This window comes from Pseudoxanthomonas yeongjuensis, from assembly GCF_010093345.1.
GTDB lineage: Bacteria > Pseudomonadota > Gammaproteobacteria > Xanthomonadales > Xanthomonadaceae > Pseudoxanthomonas_A > Pseudoxanthomonas_A yeongjuensis.
In genome coordinates, this window is record NZ_PDWT01000003.1 from 46,378 (window position 1) to 64,855 (window position 18,478).

An 18,478-nucleotide genomic window follows, 5' to 3' on the forward strand; every position below is an offset into this window, starting at 1 on the left:
AATCATTGATCTTCAAGCGCAATCGACGCCGGCCTTTCCAGCCAGCCGCCCGCACCGTCCGGCACAAGTTCGACAAGTTCAATGCGATCTTCATGGACGCCGGTGATGCGGCCATCGCTTTGCCCCAAGTAAGCACCCGGCCGCACCTTGTAGGTGACCTTGTCGGGGGCCATCACCAATGCCACCAGCGCCCCGCCCTTGCCGATCGTACCGACCATGTCCAGGCTGTCCAGCGGATATTGCTCCAGCGTTTCCTTGCGCCGGTTCGGATCCGGGCGCAGGCCGCCGCTGTCGGCGTTGCTCCAGGCGTCGCTGAACGGGTCGCGCAGAGACTGTGCCGCGTATTCGAAAGTCTCGAACTGCTGCATGACAGGCAAGGGTTCCAGTGCCGGAGCAGGCCGCGCCTGGACATCCGCAATCCATTTCTCGAGATTCGGCGCGTCGCCCGGTGAGCTGGTGATCCCGCGAGCGCAACCTGCCGAAAACAGGACCAACGCCACGACGCCGAATGCCCGCGTCGCTTTCCGCAGCGGTGCGGTCGATTGCGAAATCATGCGCCACCACCTTTATTCTTTGCAGTCGCCTCGGCGGACTTCTTTTCCTGGATCGCGGTTTCCTCTTCATCGAGGTAGCGGTAAGTCTTGACCGTGCCCGAGAGTTCCAAAGCGCCATTGCCGGCGGTGATGCCGCCTTTGCCCGGCTTGGGCTTCAATGAAATATCGTGCATGGTCAGGATCACCACGCGCGGCAACGATGCCACGCCGCTCACGAACGCGCCGAACTGGTGGTAGCTGCCGACCATGCGCAGCTTGATCGGCTTCTCGGCATAGAACTCTTTGGGCGTCTCCGGCCCCGGCTGGAAGAGCTCGTTGGCCAGGCCGCTGGACAGCGCCGTTTGCGAGATATCCACGATCAGGTCGGGCATTTCGGTCTTGCTGGGAAGCTGCCTGAGCATCTGCTGCAGCACCTGCTCCATCTGCGCCAGCTGCTGTTTCAGCGGCTCCAGATTGGCGGCGCGCCCGGCCTTGTCTTCGAAATCCCGGCGCAGATCGGATTCCTGGCGTTCCAGATTCGCGAGCTCTTCGCGCTTGCCCTTGACCAGCAGGAAGTAGGCCAGGAGCAGGATCAACGCCGCGATCAACACGCAGAAACCGATCTTGTAGTTCTGCGGCCAGTTGCCGATGTTGTTGAAATCGAGATCGCTGAGTTTGACTTTCTTTTTCTGGCTCATGACGCCGGCCTCTCTTGGGTTGCAGGCGCAGGCTTCTCGACCGGCGCCGCAGCGGGAGCCGCGGTCGGCGTTGCCACCGGGCTCGCGGCTTTCTCCACTGCCGGACCGGCCGGGGTCGCAGCGGCAGCGGCGGCCGCATCAGCTGCCCCGGGGCCGATCGCCGCGCCCGTCGCACCGCTCTTCTGGTCGGCTTCGTTGGGATTGGCCAGCTTCACTTTCAGCGTGAACGCATAAGGAAGCGAACGGGATTCGCCGGAAAGCGCGGCGGGACCCTTCTCTTCGGCCTTGGCCTCGATGATGGACAGGTCCGGATTGGTCATCCAGCCCGAGCTTTCGAGGTTGCGCATGTAGGTACTGACGCGGGCATTGGACTGGGAGCGTCCCTCCAGGGTCAGGATGTCGCCTTCCTGCTTGATCCCGGCCAAGGCCACGCCGTCGGGAATGGTGCGCACCAGCGAATCGAAGAGATGGACCATCTGCGAACGATTGGCCTGCAGTTCCTCGATCACCTTCTTGCGGGCCAGCAGGCGGTCCTTCTGCTTGTCGAGGACCTCGATCTCCTTGATCTTGCCTTCGACCTTGGCGATCTCGCCCTGCAGGAACTGATTGCGCGTGTTCTGGCCGCTGATCTGCTGGCTGTAGTAGAACCAGAGCAGGAACGAGAGCACCAGGCCGGCGGCGGCGGCCAGGCCCAGCATGCCGTAGAACTCCCTTTGCCGGTTGGCCCGCCGTTCCGCGCGCCACGGGAGCAGGTTGATCTTCGCCATCAGTCAAAGCTCCTCAGGGCCAGGCCGGTGGCGATCATCAGCGCCGGCGCATCCTGGGCCAGGGCATGCGCTTGCACGCGCGGCCCCAGGGTCATCTGCGCCAGCGGATTGGCGACCACGGTCGGTACGCCCAGTTGCTCTTCGACCATTTCCGGAAGTCCCAGCAGAGCCGCGCAGCCGCCCGCCAGCACGATCTGGTCGACCCGATTGAATTCGCTGCCGGCATAGAAGAACTGCAAAAGTCGGCTGATCTGCTGGACCGTGGCTTCCTTGAACGGCTCGAGCACTTCCACCTCGTAACTTTCCGGCAAGCCGCCCTGGCGCTTGGCCATGCCGGCTTCCTCGTAGGTCAGGCCGTAGCGGCGCATGACCTCGTCGGTGAGCTGCTTGCCGCCGAACACCTGTTCGCGGCTGTAGAGGCTGCGGCCCGTGCGCAATACGTTGAGCGTGGTCATGGTGGCGCCGATGTCGACCAGGGCCACCACGCCATCGTGCGGAATCGGCAGCTCGCTGGACAACAGGGCGAAGGCGTTTTCGACCGCGAAAGCTTCCACATCCATGATCCGGGCGGTCAGGCCGCCCAGCTCAAGCGCAGACTGCCGCAATTCGACGTTCTCCGAACGGGAAGCGGCCAGCAGCACCTGGACCATTTCGGGGTTGTTGGGCATCGGCCCCAGCACCTCGAAATCGAGATTCACTTCCTCGATCGGGTACGGGATGTAGTTGACCGCCTCGAGTTCGACCTGGGCCTCCAGGTCGTTGTCGTCCAGTTCGGCGGGCATCGGGATGATCTTCGTGATCACCGCGGAGCCGGCGACGGCGGCAGCCGCGTATTTGGCCTTGCTCCCGGCGCGGGTCACGGCCCGGCGGATGGCTTCGCCGACCGCCTCGACCTCGACGATGTTCTTCTCGACAACGGCATTGGGCGGCAACGGCTCCACGGCGTAGTGGTCTACGCGAAAGCGGTTGCCGACCCGGGAAAGCTGAAGCAGCTTTACCGCAGTCGAACTTATGTCGACGCCAATGAGCGGCGACTGGCTTTTAGGTATAAGCCCCACGGTATCTCCCCTTCCGACGGGCACAACATGCAGCCCTGGCCCCGACGCACATTAATAACGAAGTTTTCACCACTTGCAATACCCATGATGCAGCCTGTGCGGCTTGTCACGGTTCACTAAAGATATCGGCCAAGTTACTGTTTCCCCCCGGAACGCAACCGCCAAACCCCGGGTCATCTATACTCCGCCGCTACGTATTCCGCAATCGGAAAATGACCGGATGTCCCGTTTCCGCCGCCTGCTCCGCTGGGCACTTATCGCCTTCACCCTCCTGTTCCTGCTTGGCGCCATCGGTCTGGGCATCCTCTATTACGTGGTCTCCTCGAAACTGCCCGATGTGCAGTCCCTGCGCAACGTCGAACTCCAGGAACCCCTCTACGTCTATGCCAGCGACGGCCGCCTGATCGGCCTGTTCGGAGAGACCCGGCGCTATCCGGTCGACATCAAGAACGTGCCGCAACCGGTCCGGCAGGCCTTCATCGCCGCCGAGGACTCCAATTTCCTCAAGCACAACGGCATCGATCCCAAGGGCATCTCGCGGGCGCTGTGGCAGACCGCCACGCTCAAGGAGGGCCGGGTGGCCGGTGGCAGCACCATTACCCAGCAAGTGGCGCGGCAGTGGTTCCTGAGTTCCGAGTACAGCTACAGCCGCAAGCTGGTCGAGATGATGCTCGCGATGAAGATCGAGCGGATGCTGAGCAAGGACGAGATCCTGGAGCTGTATCTCAACAAGAGCTTCTTCGGCAATCGCGCCTATGGCGTGGCGGCCGCAGCCGAGTACTACTATGGCAAGCCGCTTGACCAGCTGACGCTGGGCGAGACGGCCACCCTGGTCAGCGCGCTCAAATTCCCTTCCAGCGGCAATCCGATCAGCAACCCGGAGCGCAACCACCAGCGCAGCGTCTATGTCATCCAGCGCATGCTCGAGGACAAGTACATCACCTCCGCGCAGGCGGCCGCGGCCAAGGCCGAACCGCTGCATGCCAAGCCGCATGAGCGCCCGGTGGAAGTCTATGCGCCCTATGTCGCGGAAATGGTGCGCCAGGAAATGATCGCGCGCTTCGGCGGCGAGGTCCTGACCAAGGGCTATCACGTCACCACCACCATCGACCCGACGATGCAACTCGCCGCGGACGCGGCGGTGCGCGATGGCTTGCGCCTGTACGACCACCGCCATGGCTGGAACGGGACCGAGCGGCATTTCGAAGTCACCGCCGATGCCGATGCCGCCGCCCTCGCCGGCCACCTGGCCGGAATTCCGGTCCAGAACGGAATGATCCCGACGGTGGTGGCCAGGACCAATGGCGATGGCGGGATCACCGTGGTGTTGGCCGATGGCAGCGAAGTGACCCTGCCGGCATCGGCCAGTCGCTGGACCGGCAAGAGCCCGGCTTCGCTGTTCAAGCGCGGCGACCTGGCCCGGATCGTGAAGGACGCATCCAAGCCCGACCCCACCAAGCCCGACCAGCCCGCCCCTGCAGTAGCGGCCACTACCTATCAGATCGACCAGATTCCGCGCGGGCAGGCGGCACTGGTGTCGCTGGACGCCAGCACCGGCGCGGTGAAGGCGATCATTGGCGGCTACAGCTTCGCCGGCAACAAGTTCAACCGCGCCACCCAGGCGCGGCGCCAGCCCGGCTCCAGCTTCAAGCCGTTCGTGTACGCGGCCGCGTTCGAACACGGCTTCAACCCCGCCTCGATCGTGCTGGACGCGCCGGTGGTGTTCCGTGACCGCCGCGGACACATGTGGCGCCCCCAGAACGATGGCGGCGGTTTCCGCGGCCCGATGCGGCTGCGCGAAGCGCTGGTGCAATCGCGCAACCTGGTTTCGGTGCGCCTGCTGGACAGCATCGGCGTGGACTTCGCGCGCAAGTACATCAGCCAGTTCGGCTTCAACGAGGCCGAGTTGCCGCCCAACCTGTCGATGTCGCTGGGCACGGCCTCGCTGACGCCGCTGTCCATGGCCCGTGGCTACTCGGTGCTCGCCAATGGCGGCTCGTTGATCACGCCTTGGTTCATCGATGAAGTGAAGGATCGCGAAGGCAACCTCATCTTCAAGGAAAAACCGGCCATCGCCTGCCGTACCTGCGGCCAGCGCGGAGGCAGTGCGGCTCCCGCAAGCAGCGTGGTCGATGGTTTCGATTTCGGTCCCGCCAATGACGGCAAACCCAAGCCGCCCGAAGCCACTGCGCCGAAGAAGCCGGCCGAGGAGCCGAAGGCGGTCGATCCCGGCATGGTCGTCGCTCCGCGCGCCGTCGACGAACGTATCGCCTATCAACTGGTGTCGATGATGCGCGATGTGGTGCAACGGGGCACCGGCACCGCGGCCAAGGTATTGAACCGCGAGGACGTGGGCGGCAAGACCGGCTCGACCAACGACCATCGCGATGCCTGGTTCGGCGGTTTCGGCGGCGCCTACGCCACCGTGGTCTGGGTCGGCCGCGACGATTTCCGCAGCCTCGGTTACCGCGAATACGGCGGCAAGGCGGCGCTGCCGATCTGGATCGAGTTCATGCGCCAAGCATTGAAGGACCAGCCGATCGCGCAGAACGATCCGCCGGATGGCATGGTCAAGGTTTACGTCGGCGCGGGCGGCAACCTGATGACCGAGGGCTCGGGCGGCATCGTCGAATACGTGAAGACCGAAGACCTGGAGCGCATGCAGAGCTACACCGACTACAGCACCCAGGACGAGGCCGCAGACGAGGCGGCGTTCGATATCTTCTGATTCCCGTAGGAGCGGGCCTTGCCCGCGATGCTTTCGATAATTGAATCAAGAGCATCGCGGGCAAGGCCCGCTCCTACAATCCTCGCATCGATCGGGTACAGTCTCTTCGTCTCTTCAGGTTTCGACGCGGAGGCTTCCCATGCACCACGCCCGCCAACATGCCGAAACCCGCGCCCGCGAACGCCGCCACCGCCTGGCGCATGAAGCCGCGAGGCTGATGGCCGAAGGCGGTTTCCGCGATTACCACCAGGCGAAACTGAAAGCCGCCGAGCGTCTCGGCTTCCACGACGATGCCTCGCTGCCGCGCAATCGCGAGATCGAGCAGGCGTTGCGCGAGTACCAGCGCCTGTTCGCCGGCGAATCCCAGCTCCAGGCCGTGCATTCGCGCCGCCAGGCGGCGGTTCGGGCACTGGAATTCCTGGCCGGTTTTTCACCGCGACTGGTCGGGCCCGTGCTCGACGGTACCGCCGACGCCAATTCGCCGGTGCTCCTGCAACTGCACACCGACGATGCCGATGCGGTGGCGCGCTTTCTGGAAGAGCATCGCATCCCGGCCGACGCCCGCACCCGGCATGTCAGGCTGGATCGCAAACGCGATGGCGACTTCCCGGTGTGGTTGTTCAGCGCGGAGGAACTGACCTTCGATCTGACCGTGCTGCCGCTGGACGCATTGCGCCAGGCGCCGCTGTCCGGGGTCGACGAGAAACCCTTGAAACGGGCCTCACTCGCCAACCTGCAGCAACTCATCGCGGACGAGGAAATAAGCGCGTACCAATCCGAGGCGCGCTGAACGGCTTCCACGCCACCACGAAAAACGCCCCGCGATGCGGGGCGTTCCTGTTTCGCAGCGATGCCGCCGGTCAGCGCTTGTCGATGCCCTGGTAATCGCGTTCGGCGTAACCGGTGTAGATCTGGCGCGGGCGGCCGATCTTGGCTTCGGGATCGACCTGTTGCTCCAGCCAGTGGGCGACCCAGCCGGCGGTGCGGGCGATGGCGAACATCACCGTGAACATCTCGGTGGGGATGTTGAGCGCCTTGTAGATGATGCCGGAATAGAAATCGACGTTCGGGTACAGCTTGCGTTCGACGAAGTACTCGTCCTTCAACGCGGCCTGCTCGAGTTTAAGCGCGACTTCCAGCATCGGGTCGTTGACCCCCAGCTCGCCCAGTACCTCATGGGTCATCTCGCGGATGATCTTGGCGCGCGGGTCGAAGTTCTTGTACACGCGGTGGCCGAAGCCCATCAGGCGGAAGTTGTCGTTCTTGTCCTTGGCCCGCAGCACCGCCTTCTCGACGTTCTTCGCATCGCCGATCTCGGCCAGCTGCTTCAGCACCGCCTCGTTGGCGCCGCCGTGCGCCGGGCCCCACAGCGCGGCGATGCCGGCGGCGACCGAAGCGTATGGATTGGCGCCGGTGGAACCGACCAGGCGGACCGTCGAGGTCGAGGCGTTCTGCTCGTGGTCGGCGTGTAGGATGAACAGCAGGTCCAGGGCGCGGCGCACCACCGGGTTCAACTCCAGCGGCTCGCTCGGCACCTCGAACATCATGTGCAGGAAACGATCGACGTATTCGAGGTTGTTGCGCGGATAGCGCACCGGCCAGCCGATCGAATAACGGTAGGCGGCGGCGGCGATCGTCGGCACCTTGGCGATCAGGCGGATCGCGGCCAGGCGGCGCTGCTCCGGATCGTTGAGGTCCAGGGTGTCGTGGTAGAACGCGGACAGCGAAGCGACCGAGGCGCACAGCATGGCCATCGGATGCGCATCGTGGTTGAAGCCGCCCAGGAAGTTCTTCAACGACTCATGCATCATCGTGTGATGGGTGACTTCATGGTCGAATGCGGCGAACTCGGACTGCGTGGGCAGTTCGCCGTTCATCAGCAGGTAGGCCACTTCGAGGAAGCTGGACTGCTTGGCCAGTTGCTCGATCGGGTAGCCGCGATACAGCAGCACGCCGGCATCGCCGTCGATATAGGTGACGGCGGACTTGCAGGCCGCGGTCGCGGTGAAGCCCGAATCGTAGGTGAAAAGGCCGGTTTCCTTGGTCAACTTGGAAATGTCGACGCAATCGTTGCCGAGCGTGGGTTTGATTACCGGCATGACCACCGACTTGTCGCCGGCGGCCAGCGTGACCTGGTCGAGTTCTGACACAGTTGCGCTCCTTCGTGGGGATGCACCGCCTGCCCATGGCCGACGATGCGTAACGGGAGTCCACGACTTGAGCCATGGATAACCCGTATTATCGCATACGCGTTTTGGAGCCGTCGCTCGAAAGAACGTGGCTTCAGACCAAAGGATGAGGGGGAAATCGGCGCCGGTGAAGGCGCCAATAAAAACGGCCGCGCCAGGCGCAGCCGTCGGGTATCGCGGGCACCGCAGCGGATTACTTCTGCTGGTAGCGCTTCTGGAACTTGTCGATGCGGCCGCCGGTGTCCATGACCTTGTGCTGGCCCGTGTAGAACGGGTGCGAGGCCGAGGAGATATCCAGCTTGATCAACGGATATTCATTGCCGTCTTCCCACTTCACCGTCTCCTTGGAGGACAGGGTGGAGCGGCTCAGGATCTTGAATTCGGAAGTGACGTCCTGGAAAACGACGTCGCGGTATTCGGGATGGATGTCGGCCTTCATGGCGGCACCAGATATCTTGGGAAGTGAAGAGCGGCATTTTAGCCTGCACCGCCGGCCCAACGCAAGCCGCCAGTCAGGTGGCCGCCAGGGCGGCCCGGATCAGGCCCTCGAAACGGGCCTGGTCGTAGCGCATCAGCAGGGTGGCGTTGTCCGGCCTGCCCTCCTGCCGGTTCCAGTCGACCACGGTGGCGCCGCGGGTCAGGGTGCCGGCCATTTCGACCGCGACCGGGCGCTCCAGCAGCTCAAGTGCGCCTTCCGGTTGCAGGGCGTAGGCCATGGCCAGGGCATCGGCCGAATGCCAGTGGTCGCCACGGCGATCGGCCGACCAGTGGCGGGTCTGCAGCGAGATCCGCTCGTAGAAGCGGGCGCGGGGCGAGTCCGCCTGCAGCCACTGCTCGGCTTCGACGTGCAGGAACCCATGGGCGATCACCGCCTCCCAATCGGCCAGGTCGATGTGCGGGAAGGCCAGGAACACGATGTGCGCCGCTTCCGGGTCGAAGGCGATGTTGAATTCCGCCGCCGCGGTGATGTTGCCGTGCGCGCTGACCGCGCCGCCCATGACCACGAAGCGCTTGATCCGCTGCGGCAGGGTGGGATCGAGCTTCAGCGCCAGGGCGATGTTGGTCAGCGGGCCAAGCGCGACCAGCAGCAGCTCACCGGCGTGTTCGTGCGATAGGCGCAGGATCGCGAGTGCGGCGTGTTCCGTTTCCGCGGTGCGCGACGCCGGCGTGTATCCGATATCGCCGAAACCATCGCGTCCATGCACATAGGCGGCATCGGCCGCCGGATGCAACAGCGGATCGGCGCAACCGGCGTAGATCGGCACGTCTTCGCGCCCCGCGACCTCGCACAATTTGAGCGCGTTGCGCACGGTGTGTTCCAGACCGACGTTGCCGGCGGCGATGGTCAGGCCGACCAGCTGGTGGCCGGGGTCGCTGAAGGCCATCAGCAACGCCAGGGCGTCGTCCACGCCGGGATCGGTGTCGATCAGCAGGGGGATTTTCTTCGTCATCGTCATCTTGCTCCGTGCAAACCCAAGCTCCGCACTATGGACTGTCGTCACCCGGTTTTGTAGAGCCGAGCTTGCTCGGCTGCTTTTGATTCCGCACCAGGAGCAGCCGAGCAAGCTCGGCTCTACAATCGCTATGCGCTGGCATACCGTGCGGCCCCACCCACCCAGCGCGCGATGATGCGGTCGGCGATGTCGGGCGAATCGGCCAGCAACCGGTCCGCCAGTTCGCGCACCTGCGGCAGCAGACCGGCATCGCGCGCCAGGTCGGCGACACGGAATGCGGCCAGTCCGGTCTGGCGAGTACCGAGCAATTCGCCGGGGCCGCGCAATTCCAGGTCCTTCTCCGCGATGACGAAGCCATCGCTGGTTTCGCGCATGGTCGCCAAACGCTGTCGGGCCATCTGCGACAACGGCGGCTGGTACAGCAGCACGCAATTCGAGGCCGCAGCCCCGCGCCCTACCCGTCCGCGCAACTGATGCAGTTGCGCCAGGCCCAAACGCTCCGCGTTCTCCACGATCATCAGCGAGGCGTTGGGCACATCGACGCCGACCTCTATCACCGTCGTGGCCACCAGCAGATCGATCTCGCCCGCCTTGAAAGTACGCATGGTCGACTGTTTGACCGCGGAGGCCATGCGCCCATGAACCAGGCCGATGCGCAATTCGGGCAACTGCGCCGATAGTGATTCGAACGTCCCCTGCGCCGCCTGCGCCACCACGTCATCGCTGTCGTCGATCAGGGTGCAGACCCAATACGCCTGCCGGCCTTCGGCGCAGGCGGCGCGGATGCGTTCCACCAGTTCGGGCCGGCGCTCGCCGCTCAGCGCGATCGTCTGCACCGGCGTGCGTCCCGGCGGCAACTCATCGATCGCTGAAACATCCAGATCGGCATAGGCGGCCATCGCCAGCGTGCGTGGAATCGGCGTGGCGGTCATGATCAATTGATGCGGAACCGATTGGCCCGATGCGCCCTTGTCGCGCAGGGCCAGGCGCTGGTGCACGCCGAAGCGGTGCTGCTCGTCGATGATGGCCAGGGCCAGGTCGTGGAAGACCACCGCTTCCTGCATCAGCGCATGGGTCCCGACCACCACCTGCGCCGCGCCCGAAGCGATTTCCGCCAGCACTTCGCCGCGCGCCTTGCCGGTGACCTTGCCGGCCAGCCAGGCGACGCGGATACCGAGCGGTTCCAGCCACTGCCGCAGGTTGGCGAGATGCTGTTCGGCCAGAAGTTCGGTCGGGGCCGCCAGCGCCGCCTGTTTGCCGGCCTCCACCGCCAGCATCGCCGCCAGCGCCGCAACCACGGTCTTGCCGCTGCCGACGTCGCCCTGGACCAGGCGCATCATCGGCGACGGCTGCGCCAGGTCGGTGCGGATCTGCGCGAACACGCGTTGCTGGGCGCCGGTCAACGAGAACGGCAAGGCGGATTGCAGTCGCGCGGCCAGCTTGCCCTTGCCGGCGAGTACCGGCGCGCGATGCCGCTGCAAGGCGATGCGTTGCCGGCGCAGGCTGAGGTTGTGGGCCAGCAATTCCTCCAGGGCCAGGCGCCGCTGGGCCGGGTGCGTGCCGGTCGCGAGCGCTGCAAGATCCGCATCGCGCGCGGGCCGGTGCATGCCGAGCAAGGCCTGGCGCAGCGACGGCAGGTGCAGGCCGCGCAGCATCTCCGTCGGCAGCAGTTCCAGCGCGGCATCCCCGGGCAGACGATCCAGCGCCTGTCCGATCAGCTTGCGCATCGAGGCCGGACCGATACCCTCGACCGTGGGATAGACCGGGTCCAGCTCGTCGCCCAGCGAACCCGCATCGGCGTCGCCCAGCACCCGGTAGCTGGGATGCACGATCTCCAGACCGTTTTGTCCCGGCTTCGGCGTGCCGTAGCAACGGATCAGCGCGCCCGGCGCGAATTGCGCCACCTGCGCGGCGCGGAAGTGGAAGAAGCGCAATACCAGCGTCGCCTGCGAAGCGTCGCCGATCGCCACCCGCAGCACCGGCCGGTAACGGAAGCCGCGTTCCACCGCCTCCACCCGGCCTTCCACCTGCGCCGGCACGCCGGGCCGCAAATCGCGGATCGGCGTGAGCCGCGTGCGGTCCTCGTAACGCAGCGGCAGATGCAGCCACAGGTCCTGCAAGGTCAGCAGCCCGCGCGCCGCGAGTTTTTCCGCGACGCGCGGGCCCACGCCGGCGAGCTGCCCGGCGATGGGCTGGTTGAAAACGGATTCTTCGCTGCGTGGCGCGGACGACATCCGTCTAGGATGCCGACCGCCCCGGCTTATTGCCAGTCAGGATTTGCCGCGAGCGCGGATCAGAACTTCACCCCGACTTCCATGCCGTAGGTGCGAGGCTCGCTGACCACCGCGCCTACCGTGCCGAACGCCTCGCGGCCGTATACGTTCAACTGGCCGACGTACTGGTTGTCGAACACATTGTTCCCATACACCGCCCAGGTCCAATGACCGTTGGCCGCGGACCAGCCCAGGCGCAGGTCGGTACGGTTCTGCGACTCTCCCGTCGAGAAATTGGGAAGGCTGGTGCAATCGCCAGAATCGCGGTTGAAGTCGTTGCTGCGACAGGCGCCACGATAGGCGTGGCGCAGGGCCAGGCGCAGGTCGCCGGCATCGCCAAGGCTCCAGGTGTAATGGCCGCCCAGCGCCGCCGACCATGACGGCTCGCCGGTGGCCTGGCCGTTGAGGTCGAGCAACCCCGCGTTGGTGTTGACGCTGTAGTTCTTGTACTTGGAATTGATGTATTCGGCATTGAAGTCGATGCCGAAGGCATTGCTGATCTGCCAACGCAGGTCGAAATCCACGCCGTAGGCTTCCACGTCGCCGGTATCCACCACGAACCGCGGAATGGTGGTGGTGTTGTCCAGCCGGATCGACTGGCGGTTGTCGTAGCGATAGGAGAACACCGAGGCGTTGTAGGCCAGCCGCGCTTCCGGCAGGGAATGCTTGATGCCTACTTCGGCATTCCACACGTTTTCGTTGTCGAATTCGCTGCCGATCTGCAGGGCGTTGTAACCGCCGGCCTTGTAGCCCTTGGCCAGCGAAGCGAAGCCCATCAGGTTGTCGCTGAAGTGGTAGTCCGCGACCAGGCGCGGGCTCCAGTCGCTCCAGGACCGGTTGGCACGGTTGGTCAGCCCCTTGTTGATCATCGCGGGCGGATCGATGAAGGCCAGGTCGAAGACGAAGGACTCCCTCGGCACTCCGGCCAAGGCAAAGACACCCATGGCCTCCAGCGCATCGAGCGTGGCATCGAGCGTGGGCGCGTTGCGGATGTCGTTGAACCAGCTGAAATCCTTCTCGTCCCGCGTATAGCGCAGGCCGAAGGTCAGGTTGAGCTTGTCGTTGACATGCCAGATCACATCGCCGAAACCCGCGTACGATTTTGTCTTCAGCGTGTTGTAGAACTGCTCGTTCCAGGCATGGTCCATCAGCGTCAGCGGAATGCCGAAGGAGCCCAGCACCTGCGAGAAATATCCGAACAGGGTGCCATCCGGCGTCGGCGCCAGGCCCAGGTTGGACACCGCCGTATCCACCGCCGTGGTGGTGGTGTTGATTTCGCTGGTCTGGCTGGCTTCCTCTTCGTAATAGCTCGCCCCCGCCACCCAATCCAGCCGATCGGTGGCGCCGCTGAACTTGAATTCCTGGTACCTGGTTTCGTTGGACTCGCTGTTGGTGGAATCAAGATAGAGGTTGGGCCGGTTGGTGCCATCCTCCTCGACCCGGTTGAGCGCATCGAACTGACGCCAGGCGGTGGTGGAAGTCAGATGCCCCCATTCGAAGCCGTGGTCGACGATCAGGGTCACGCCATCGAAGGTGCGCCACTCGGCGCTGGCATTGGTGTCGTTGAAAGTATCGATGTCGCGCGGATCGAGATAGGTCAGCGGATCGGCGGGCGCGACCGGCAGCCCGGGGGCCGGAGGCAATGGAACGATGCCCGTGGTGGGCCGCCCGCGCTGGTCCAGGCTTTCATGGTCCCAGCTCAGCAACGCGGTGGTGTTGTCGGTGATGCCGAGCTGCAAGGCGGCACGGGTGGCCCAGACATTGTCGCCGCCCAGGTCTTGCCCGGTTTCCCCATCTTCCACCCAACCGTCGCTATGGTTGAGCAGGCCGTTGAGGCGCAAGGCCGCGCGATCGTTGAGCGGGATATTGGTCATCGCCTCCAGGTACTGTTTGCCGTAGTTGCCCAGCCGCAACTTGGCCGCGGCTTCCATTTCGTTGCTGGGTTTTTTGGTGATCACAGATACCGCGCCCGCCGCCGTGTTGCGGCCGAACAGGGTGCCCTGCGGACCCTTCAGCACCTCGATGCGTTCCACGTCGGTCAGCGGCAGCAATATGCCGCCGCTGCGCCCGGTGTAGACGCCATCGATGAATACGCCCACGGCCGGATCGGTGCCGATGCCGAAGTCGTCGGTGCTGATGCCGCGCAGCGCGATCGAAGGTTGCGTGGGCTGCACGCTGTTGATCTGCAGGCCGGGGACGAAACTGTCCAGGTCGCCGAGGTCTTCCGCCGCCACGTCCTGGATGATCTGATCGTTCAGCACCTGCAGCGCGATCGGCACGTCCTGCAATTCCTGTTCGCGACTCTGCGCCGTGACCAGGATGCGGTCCAGCGTGGTGGCCTCGGTGTCCGCTGGCGGCGTCGGTCCGGCCGGCGCGGCCCCTGCCTGCTGCGCCCATGCCGTCCCCGCCGACGCCGCCAGCAGGCAACCGCCAAACAAGGCGCGCCGCATTCCCACTACCAGACCACGTTGGATCAGTTTCATAGTTCTCTCCCGTTGAACCCTGGTGCGGCACGCCATTGCGGTCGCGCCGTCATGTTTTCCCCAAAACCGGCTGGCCGAGGCCCGCCATTCCCAAGCCTGTCATTCCCGAGTGTGTTCACGAATCGCACGTCCCGTGTTGCGCATCGATCCATTGGCGTATCAGCCGCACTCCTTCCCGATGCACCACCGAACGCCCCAGTTCCGGCATCATCACCGAAGGATCGTCGCTGTCCATGCGGAATACCAGTACCGAAGCATCGGCATGGCCCGGCGCGATATCGTACAAGCGGTTGCCGGTGCCCTTGCCCGCGGCCACCGGCTGCTTGCAGAAACCCAGCTTCAGGCGGTCGCCGACCGATGCTTCCAGCCACAGGCCCGAGGTGATCGCCGGCCCGGTCGGGCTATGGCAATGGCCGCAATTGACGTCCAGATAGGCGCGCGCGCGATCCTCGATCGCGGCATGGGCCGGGTCCTGCGAGTTGGCGTTGCGCGGCGCCTGTTGCGGATCCGGCGCGCCGGCCAGGTAACCGATGCGCGAAAGGTGGACGAGCTGGTTCTCGCTGCCGTCGGCATAGGCGAAATCGCGATTGAGGTGACGCGCCTTAGGCCCGATCGGATGCAGCGCGCGGGTCTTGTTGTCGGTGGCATGGCAACTGGCGCACTGGTTCTGGTCGGGCACCTGGTAGTCCACGGCCTCGCGGCTGCCGTCGGCGTCCACCAGTTCCAGCGCAACCAGCGCGCCGGCCCGCTTCAGCGTGGCTTCGGTCTGGGTCTCGTTCCAGACGTAGGGAATCGCTTCCCAGCCGGCCTCGCGGCGCACCAGCAGGCGGGTTTCGACCAGGCGCACCTTGGACAGATCCAGCGATCCTTCATGGAAGGAGTCGTGTGCGGGATCGGTGCGCGCCACCGACTTCCCGTCCCACTTGCCACCTGCCGGCAACGGGTAATAGAAAGTCTTGCTGATGATCGTGCCGACCGGGAAATCGAAGGCGTCCTGCGCGTCGTAGCGCGCCGGCTTGCCCCTCGGCATCCAGATCGTGCGCAGCTTGTGCGCGTAATCGCTGAACAAGGGCGTGTTGAGGTCGTACGGCACCACGCCCTGGTTCAAGGACAGGCGCGCGCCCTCGATCTTGAGCACCCGCCATTCGCTCAACGATTGGGGCTGGCCCTCGGCGAAGAATTGCACTCCCGCCTCTTCGCGTTTGCACGACACCAGCAACAGCAGCAGGCAGACCAGGAAAAAACCGCGCAACGGCATCATCGGTTTATCAGCCGCGGCCCAGATCCACTGCCGGCAGGCGCGGCAGGTCGCATGCGAACTGCTTGGCGTCCTTGCTCGGATTCTTGTAGCCGCCGGGGCCGTCGGCATTGATCACGCCATTGACGTCGCGCAGGCAGATCTGCGGACCACCGGCCGGCTGGCCGTCGATCTTGCGGTCCTTGTTGTAGTAGCCATCCCACAACACGTCGGGGAAGCTGCCGCCCAGCCCGTACAACGCCACCTTCAGCGTCTTCAGGTCAAGGCCGTCGGGCGAATCGCCGCCGCCGGACACCTTGTTGCCGTGCACATAGATGCGTTCCGGATAAGGATCGAAGTCCTTGGCCATGCTCGAATCCTTGTAGCCGGTCGAGTACACGCTGGAGATGATGAAGTTGGCGGTGGCGTTGTCGGCGACCTCGTTGTCGAAGATCTCCACGTCGTCGTTGGCGTTGATCACGATCCCCGAACCCGCCGGCACGCTGGCCACCGGCGTGCCCTTGGCGCCGAAGTTGCCGGTGTTGTTGCCGATCACCTTGTTGTTGTAAACGCGGATGTTGCCGCCCTGCTGGGTCAGGTTGGGCATGTTGAAGACCAGGATGCCACCGGTGTTCTTGGTCGCGACGTTCTCGTACACGTCGGCGTTGATGGTGTTCTCGATCTCGATCCCGGCCACGTTGGATTCGGCGCGGCTGCGGCGCACGATGACGCCGTCGGACTGACCCACGTAGATGCCCGCATCGGATGCGCCAATGGCGACCGAGTCCTCGATCAGCACATTCTTGGTCAATACCGGATACAGCCCGTAAGCGCCGTTCTTGGTGCTCGGTCCGCCGGTCCACTGCACTTTCACCTTGCGGATGGTGACGTTCTTCGATTCGCTGATCTTCAGGCCATCGCCCTTGGAGTCCTCGATGGTCAGGTTCTCGATGGTGAAATCGTCGCCATTGACCAGCAGGCCTTCGGCACCGGCCTTCTGGCCCTTGAAGCTGAGCACGCTCTGGTCGATGCCCGCGCCGCGAATGGTCACGCCATCGGCGCGCAGGGTCAGGCTGCGGTCGAAGGAGAACTTGCCCGCCGGGATCTCGATCACGTCGCCCAGCTTGGCATCGAGCAGGCGCTCGTGGAGCTTCGCGGAGAAATCCGCGTCGCCGGCGGCGACGGCAGCGCTTTCCGGCGCCGTCCCGGTCTTCTGGCAGGCGGCGAGGACAAGCAACAAGGCGGCTACCACGACGTGTTGTCGCATCTGGGATCTCCTGGAATATCGACGGTTGCGGTGCGATACGCCCGCGTATCCACGCCCGGCGTGGTGATGCAGTCTGGTTCGTCGCCCTTGACTCGGGTGAGGGCGGGAGCGGCATACTTGGGGGGGCAAAGCGGACAAGCTGGAGGGGCTTGAATGCACGTCACCATCGAGCCGGTCAGCGAGCCTCGTCTTGCGGCGGCGGTCATCCCGACCAATATGCTGTGCCACTTGATGCAGCTGGCGCGTGAGCGACAGCTCGACAGCGCGCCGTGGTTCAAGGGCCTGCGCCTGGATCCACGGGAGATCGACGACCCCGCTACCCGCGTGTCCTACCGCCAGGCCAGCGAAGTGGTCGTCCGCGCACTGTCGGCGCTGGCCGTGCCGCACCTGGGCCTGGTCGTGGGTTGCAGGCAGGACGTGGGCAACTTCGGCCTGCTCGGCCTGGCGATGAAGACCGCCTCCACCTTCGGCGAGGCGGTACTGCTGGGCATGACCTACCAGCGCACCACCGGGGCGATGCTGGACATCGACACCGAAGCCGAGATTCCGGGCGAAGTGGCGATGATCGCGCGCGCGCCGGTGGCGATACCCGCGATCCTGCCGTTCCTGTGCGAGGAGATGTTCGCCAGCTCGCTGATGGTGGCCCGGGAGCTGGTCGGCGCCGCGTTCCGTCCGCTGCGGCTGGAGCTGTCCTATCCCGCGCCCGCCTACGCCGACGCCTATGCCGACCTGTTCCAGTGCGAACTGCGTTTCGACCGGCCACGCAATGCGATGGTGATCGACGGCGCATGGATGGAATGGAAGTTCCCGACCTACAACGCGGTCAACGCGCGCCAGGTATTGGAACTGTGTCGCCGGCAGCTGGCCGACATCGCCGCGCCGCAAAGCGAAATCACCGCCACCGTGGAGCGTTTCCTGCGCCAGCACGTGCGCGAGAACCCGCCGCTGTCGGCCATCGCCGGGGTCATGCACCTGAGCGAGCGCACCCTGCGCCGCCAGCTCGCCGCCGACGGGGTCAGCTTCAGCCGCCTGCACGACCGGATCCGTGCGGAACGCGCGCTGGAACTGCTGCACGACCACAACCTCACCATCGGCCAGGTCGGCAGCCAGGTCGGTTTCGCCGACGCACGGGAATTCCGCCGCGCCTTCAAGCGCTGGACCGGACATACGCCCAGCGAAGCGCGCGAGCAGATCGCCTGAGCGTAGAAGCGACGCAAGTCGCGAAGCCGGCCGAGGATCCTTCGCGACTTACGCCCCGAAGGAAGTCCCCTTGGGGGACGTCGCCCCTATAAGCCGCCCGTCCCGTAGGCCCTCAGTCGAGCACCATCACCGCATCGACCTCGAATATGGCCCCTTTCGGCAACCCGGAGACTTCGATGGTCGAACGCGCCGGGAACGGCGCGGCGAAGTATTCCTGCATCACCGCATTGACCGCGGCGAACTGGCCCAGGTCGGTCAGGTACAGGCCCAGGCGCACGATCTGCGCCAGCGAACCGCCGGCCGTTTCGGCCACGGCCTTCAGGTTGTCGAAGGCGCGCCGCGCCTGCGCCGTGATATCGCCTTCCACCAGGTTGCCGGTAGCCGGATCGAGCGGGATCTGTCCGGAGAAATACACGGTGTTGCCGCTGCGTACCGCCTGCGAATAGGGGCCGATGGCCGCGGGGGCGTGGTCGGTATGGATGATCTGGCGGGTCATGGCGATTCCAGGTAACGAGGCGGCCGGAATTCTAACGCGTAGGAGCGGGCCTTGCCCGCGATGCTTTTGATTTTAAGATCATCGCCCAAAGCATC

At 64.9% G+C, this 18,478-nt stretch carries 15 protein-coding genes; 3 read left to right on the plus strand and 12 right to left on the minus strand.

The genetic code is table 11. The features are described from left to right. Nucleotides 1-2: 2 nt before the first annotated feature. The 4 genes from CSC74_RS09955 to CSC74_RS09970 are packed head-to-tail and all read right to left on the minus strand — an operon-like array spanning nt 3 to nt 3,056. Nucleotides 3-554 carry a pilus assembly protein PilP gene (locus CSC74_RS09955; protein ID WP_162314317.1) on the minus strand — a complete coding sequence of 184 codons (552 nt, stop codon included), beginning with the start codon at nt 552-554 and terminating at the stop codon, nt 3-5. Then, nucleotides 551-1,231, minus strand: a complete 681-nt coding sequence (locus CSC74_RS09960; protein ID WP_162314318.1) for a type IV pilus inner membrane component PilO — start codon at nt 1,229-1,231, stop codon at nt 551-553. Before CSC74_RS09960 ends, CSC74_RS09955 begins: the two co-directional genes overlap by 4 nt. Continuing rightward, nucleotides 1,228-1,998 carry a PilN domain-containing protein gene (locus CSC74_RS09965; protein ID WP_162314319.1) on the minus strand — a complete coding sequence of 257 codons (771 nt, stop codon included), beginning with the start codon at nt 1,996-1,998 and terminating at the stop codon, nt 1,228-1,230. Before CSC74_RS09965 ends, CSC74_RS09960 begins: the two co-directional genes overlap by 4 nt. After that, nucleotides 1,998-3,056, minus strand: a complete 1,059-nt coding sequence (locus CSC74_RS09970; RefSeq protein WP_162314320.1) for a pilus assembly protein PilM — start codon at nt 3,054-3,056, stop codon at nt 1,998-2,000. The genes CSC74_RS09965 and CSC74_RS09970 overlap by 1 nt, the downstream gene beginning before the upstream one ends. 220 nt (nt 3,057-3,276) lie before the next feature. On the opposite strand from CSC74_RS09970, the gene CSC74_RS09975 reads away from it, so the two are divergent. Both CSC74_RS09975 and CSC74_RS09980 read left to right on the plus strand, forming a co-directional pair. Continuing rightward, nucleotides 3,277-5,784, plus strand: coding sequence for a penicillin-binding protein 1A (locus CSC74_RS09975; RefSeq protein WP_162314321.1), 2,508 nt, complete (start codon nt 3,277-3,279; stop codon nt 5,782-5,784). 139 nt (nt 5,785-5,923) lie between these two features. Beyond that, nucleotides 5,924-6,574 (plus strand): hypothetical protein, encoded by a 651-nt coding sequence (locus CSC74_RS09980; RefSeq protein WP_162314322.1) that lies wholly within the window; start codon nt 5,924-5,926, stop codon nt 6,572-6,574. Nucleotides 6,575-6,644: 70 nt separating this feature from the next. Here CSC74_RS09980 and CSC74_RS09985 read toward each other — a convergent pair whose 3' ends face one another. From CSC74_RS09985 to CSC74_RS10015, 7 genes are all read right to left on the minus strand, one after another. Next, complete coding sequence (locus CSC74_RS09985; protein ID WP_162314323.1) at nt 6,645-7,934, minus strand: citrate synthase; 1,290 nt, start codon at nt 7,932-7,934, stop codon at nt 6,645-6,647. A 232-nt stretch (nt 7,935-8,166) separates the two neighbouring features. After that, a complete protein-coding gene (locus CSC74_RS09990) occupies nt 8,167-8,412 on the minus strand; it encodes a type B 50S ribosomal protein L31 (RefSeq protein ID WP_162314324.1) in 246 nt (81 codons plus the stop codon). A 73-nt stretch (nt 8,413-8,485) separates the two neighbouring features. After that, the gene (locus tag CSC74_RS09995; RefSeq protein WP_162314325.1) at nt 8,486-9,424 is read right to left on the minus strand and encodes a nucleoside hydrolase; all 939 of its coding nucleotides are present in this window, start codon (nt 9,422-9,424) and stop codon (nt 8,486-8,488) included. 131 nt (nt 9,425-9,555) lie between these two features. Beyond that, nucleotides 9,556-11,661 (minus strand): ATP-dependent DNA helicase RecG, encoded by a 2,106-nt coding sequence (gene recG, locus CSC74_RS10000; RefSeq protein WP_162314326.1) that lies wholly within the window; start codon nt 11,659-11,661, stop codon nt 9,556-9,558. A gap of 59 nt (nt 11,662-11,720) precedes the next feature. Further along, the gene (locus CSC74_RS10005; RefSeq protein WP_162314327.1) at nt 11,721-14,183 is read right to left on the minus strand and encodes a TonB-dependent receptor; all 2,463 of its coding nucleotides are present in this window, start codon (nt 14,181-14,183) and stop codon (nt 11,721-11,723) included. Between the two features lie 115 nt (nt 14,184-14,298). After that, on the minus strand, nt 14,299-15,444 hold the full coding sequence (locus CSC74_RS10010) for an SO2930 family diheme c-type cytochrome (RefSeq protein WP_211369615.1): 1,146 nt from the start codon (nt 15,442-15,444) through the stop codon (nt 14,299-14,301). Between the two features lie 7 nt (nt 15,445-15,451). Beyond that, nucleotides 15,452-16,687 carry a parallel beta-helix domain-containing protein gene (locus CSC74_RS10015; RefSeq protein ID WP_162314328.1) on the minus strand — a complete coding sequence of 412 codons (1,236 nt, stop codon included), beginning with the start codon at nt 16,685-16,687 and terminating at the stop codon, nt 15,452-15,454. Between the two features lie 153 nt (nt 16,688-16,840). Here CSC74_RS10015 and CSC74_RS10020 point away from each other — a divergent pair, with 153 nt between their 5' ends. After that, nucleotides 16,841-17,887 (plus strand): AraC family transcriptional regulator, encoded by a 1,047-nt coding sequence (locus CSC74_RS10020; RefSeq protein ID WP_211369616.1) that lies wholly within the window; start codon nt 16,841-16,843, stop codon nt 17,885-17,887. A 112-nt stretch (nt 17,888-17,999) separates the two neighbouring features. Here CSC74_RS10020 and CSC74_RS10025 read toward each other — a convergent pair whose 3' ends face one another. Continuing rightward, nucleotides 18,000-18,383, minus strand: coding sequence for a RidA family protein (locus CSC74_RS10025; protein ID WP_162314329.1), 384 nt, complete (start codon nt 18,381-18,383; stop codon nt 18,000-18,002). Nucleotides 18,384-18,478: the final 95 nt, after the last annotated feature.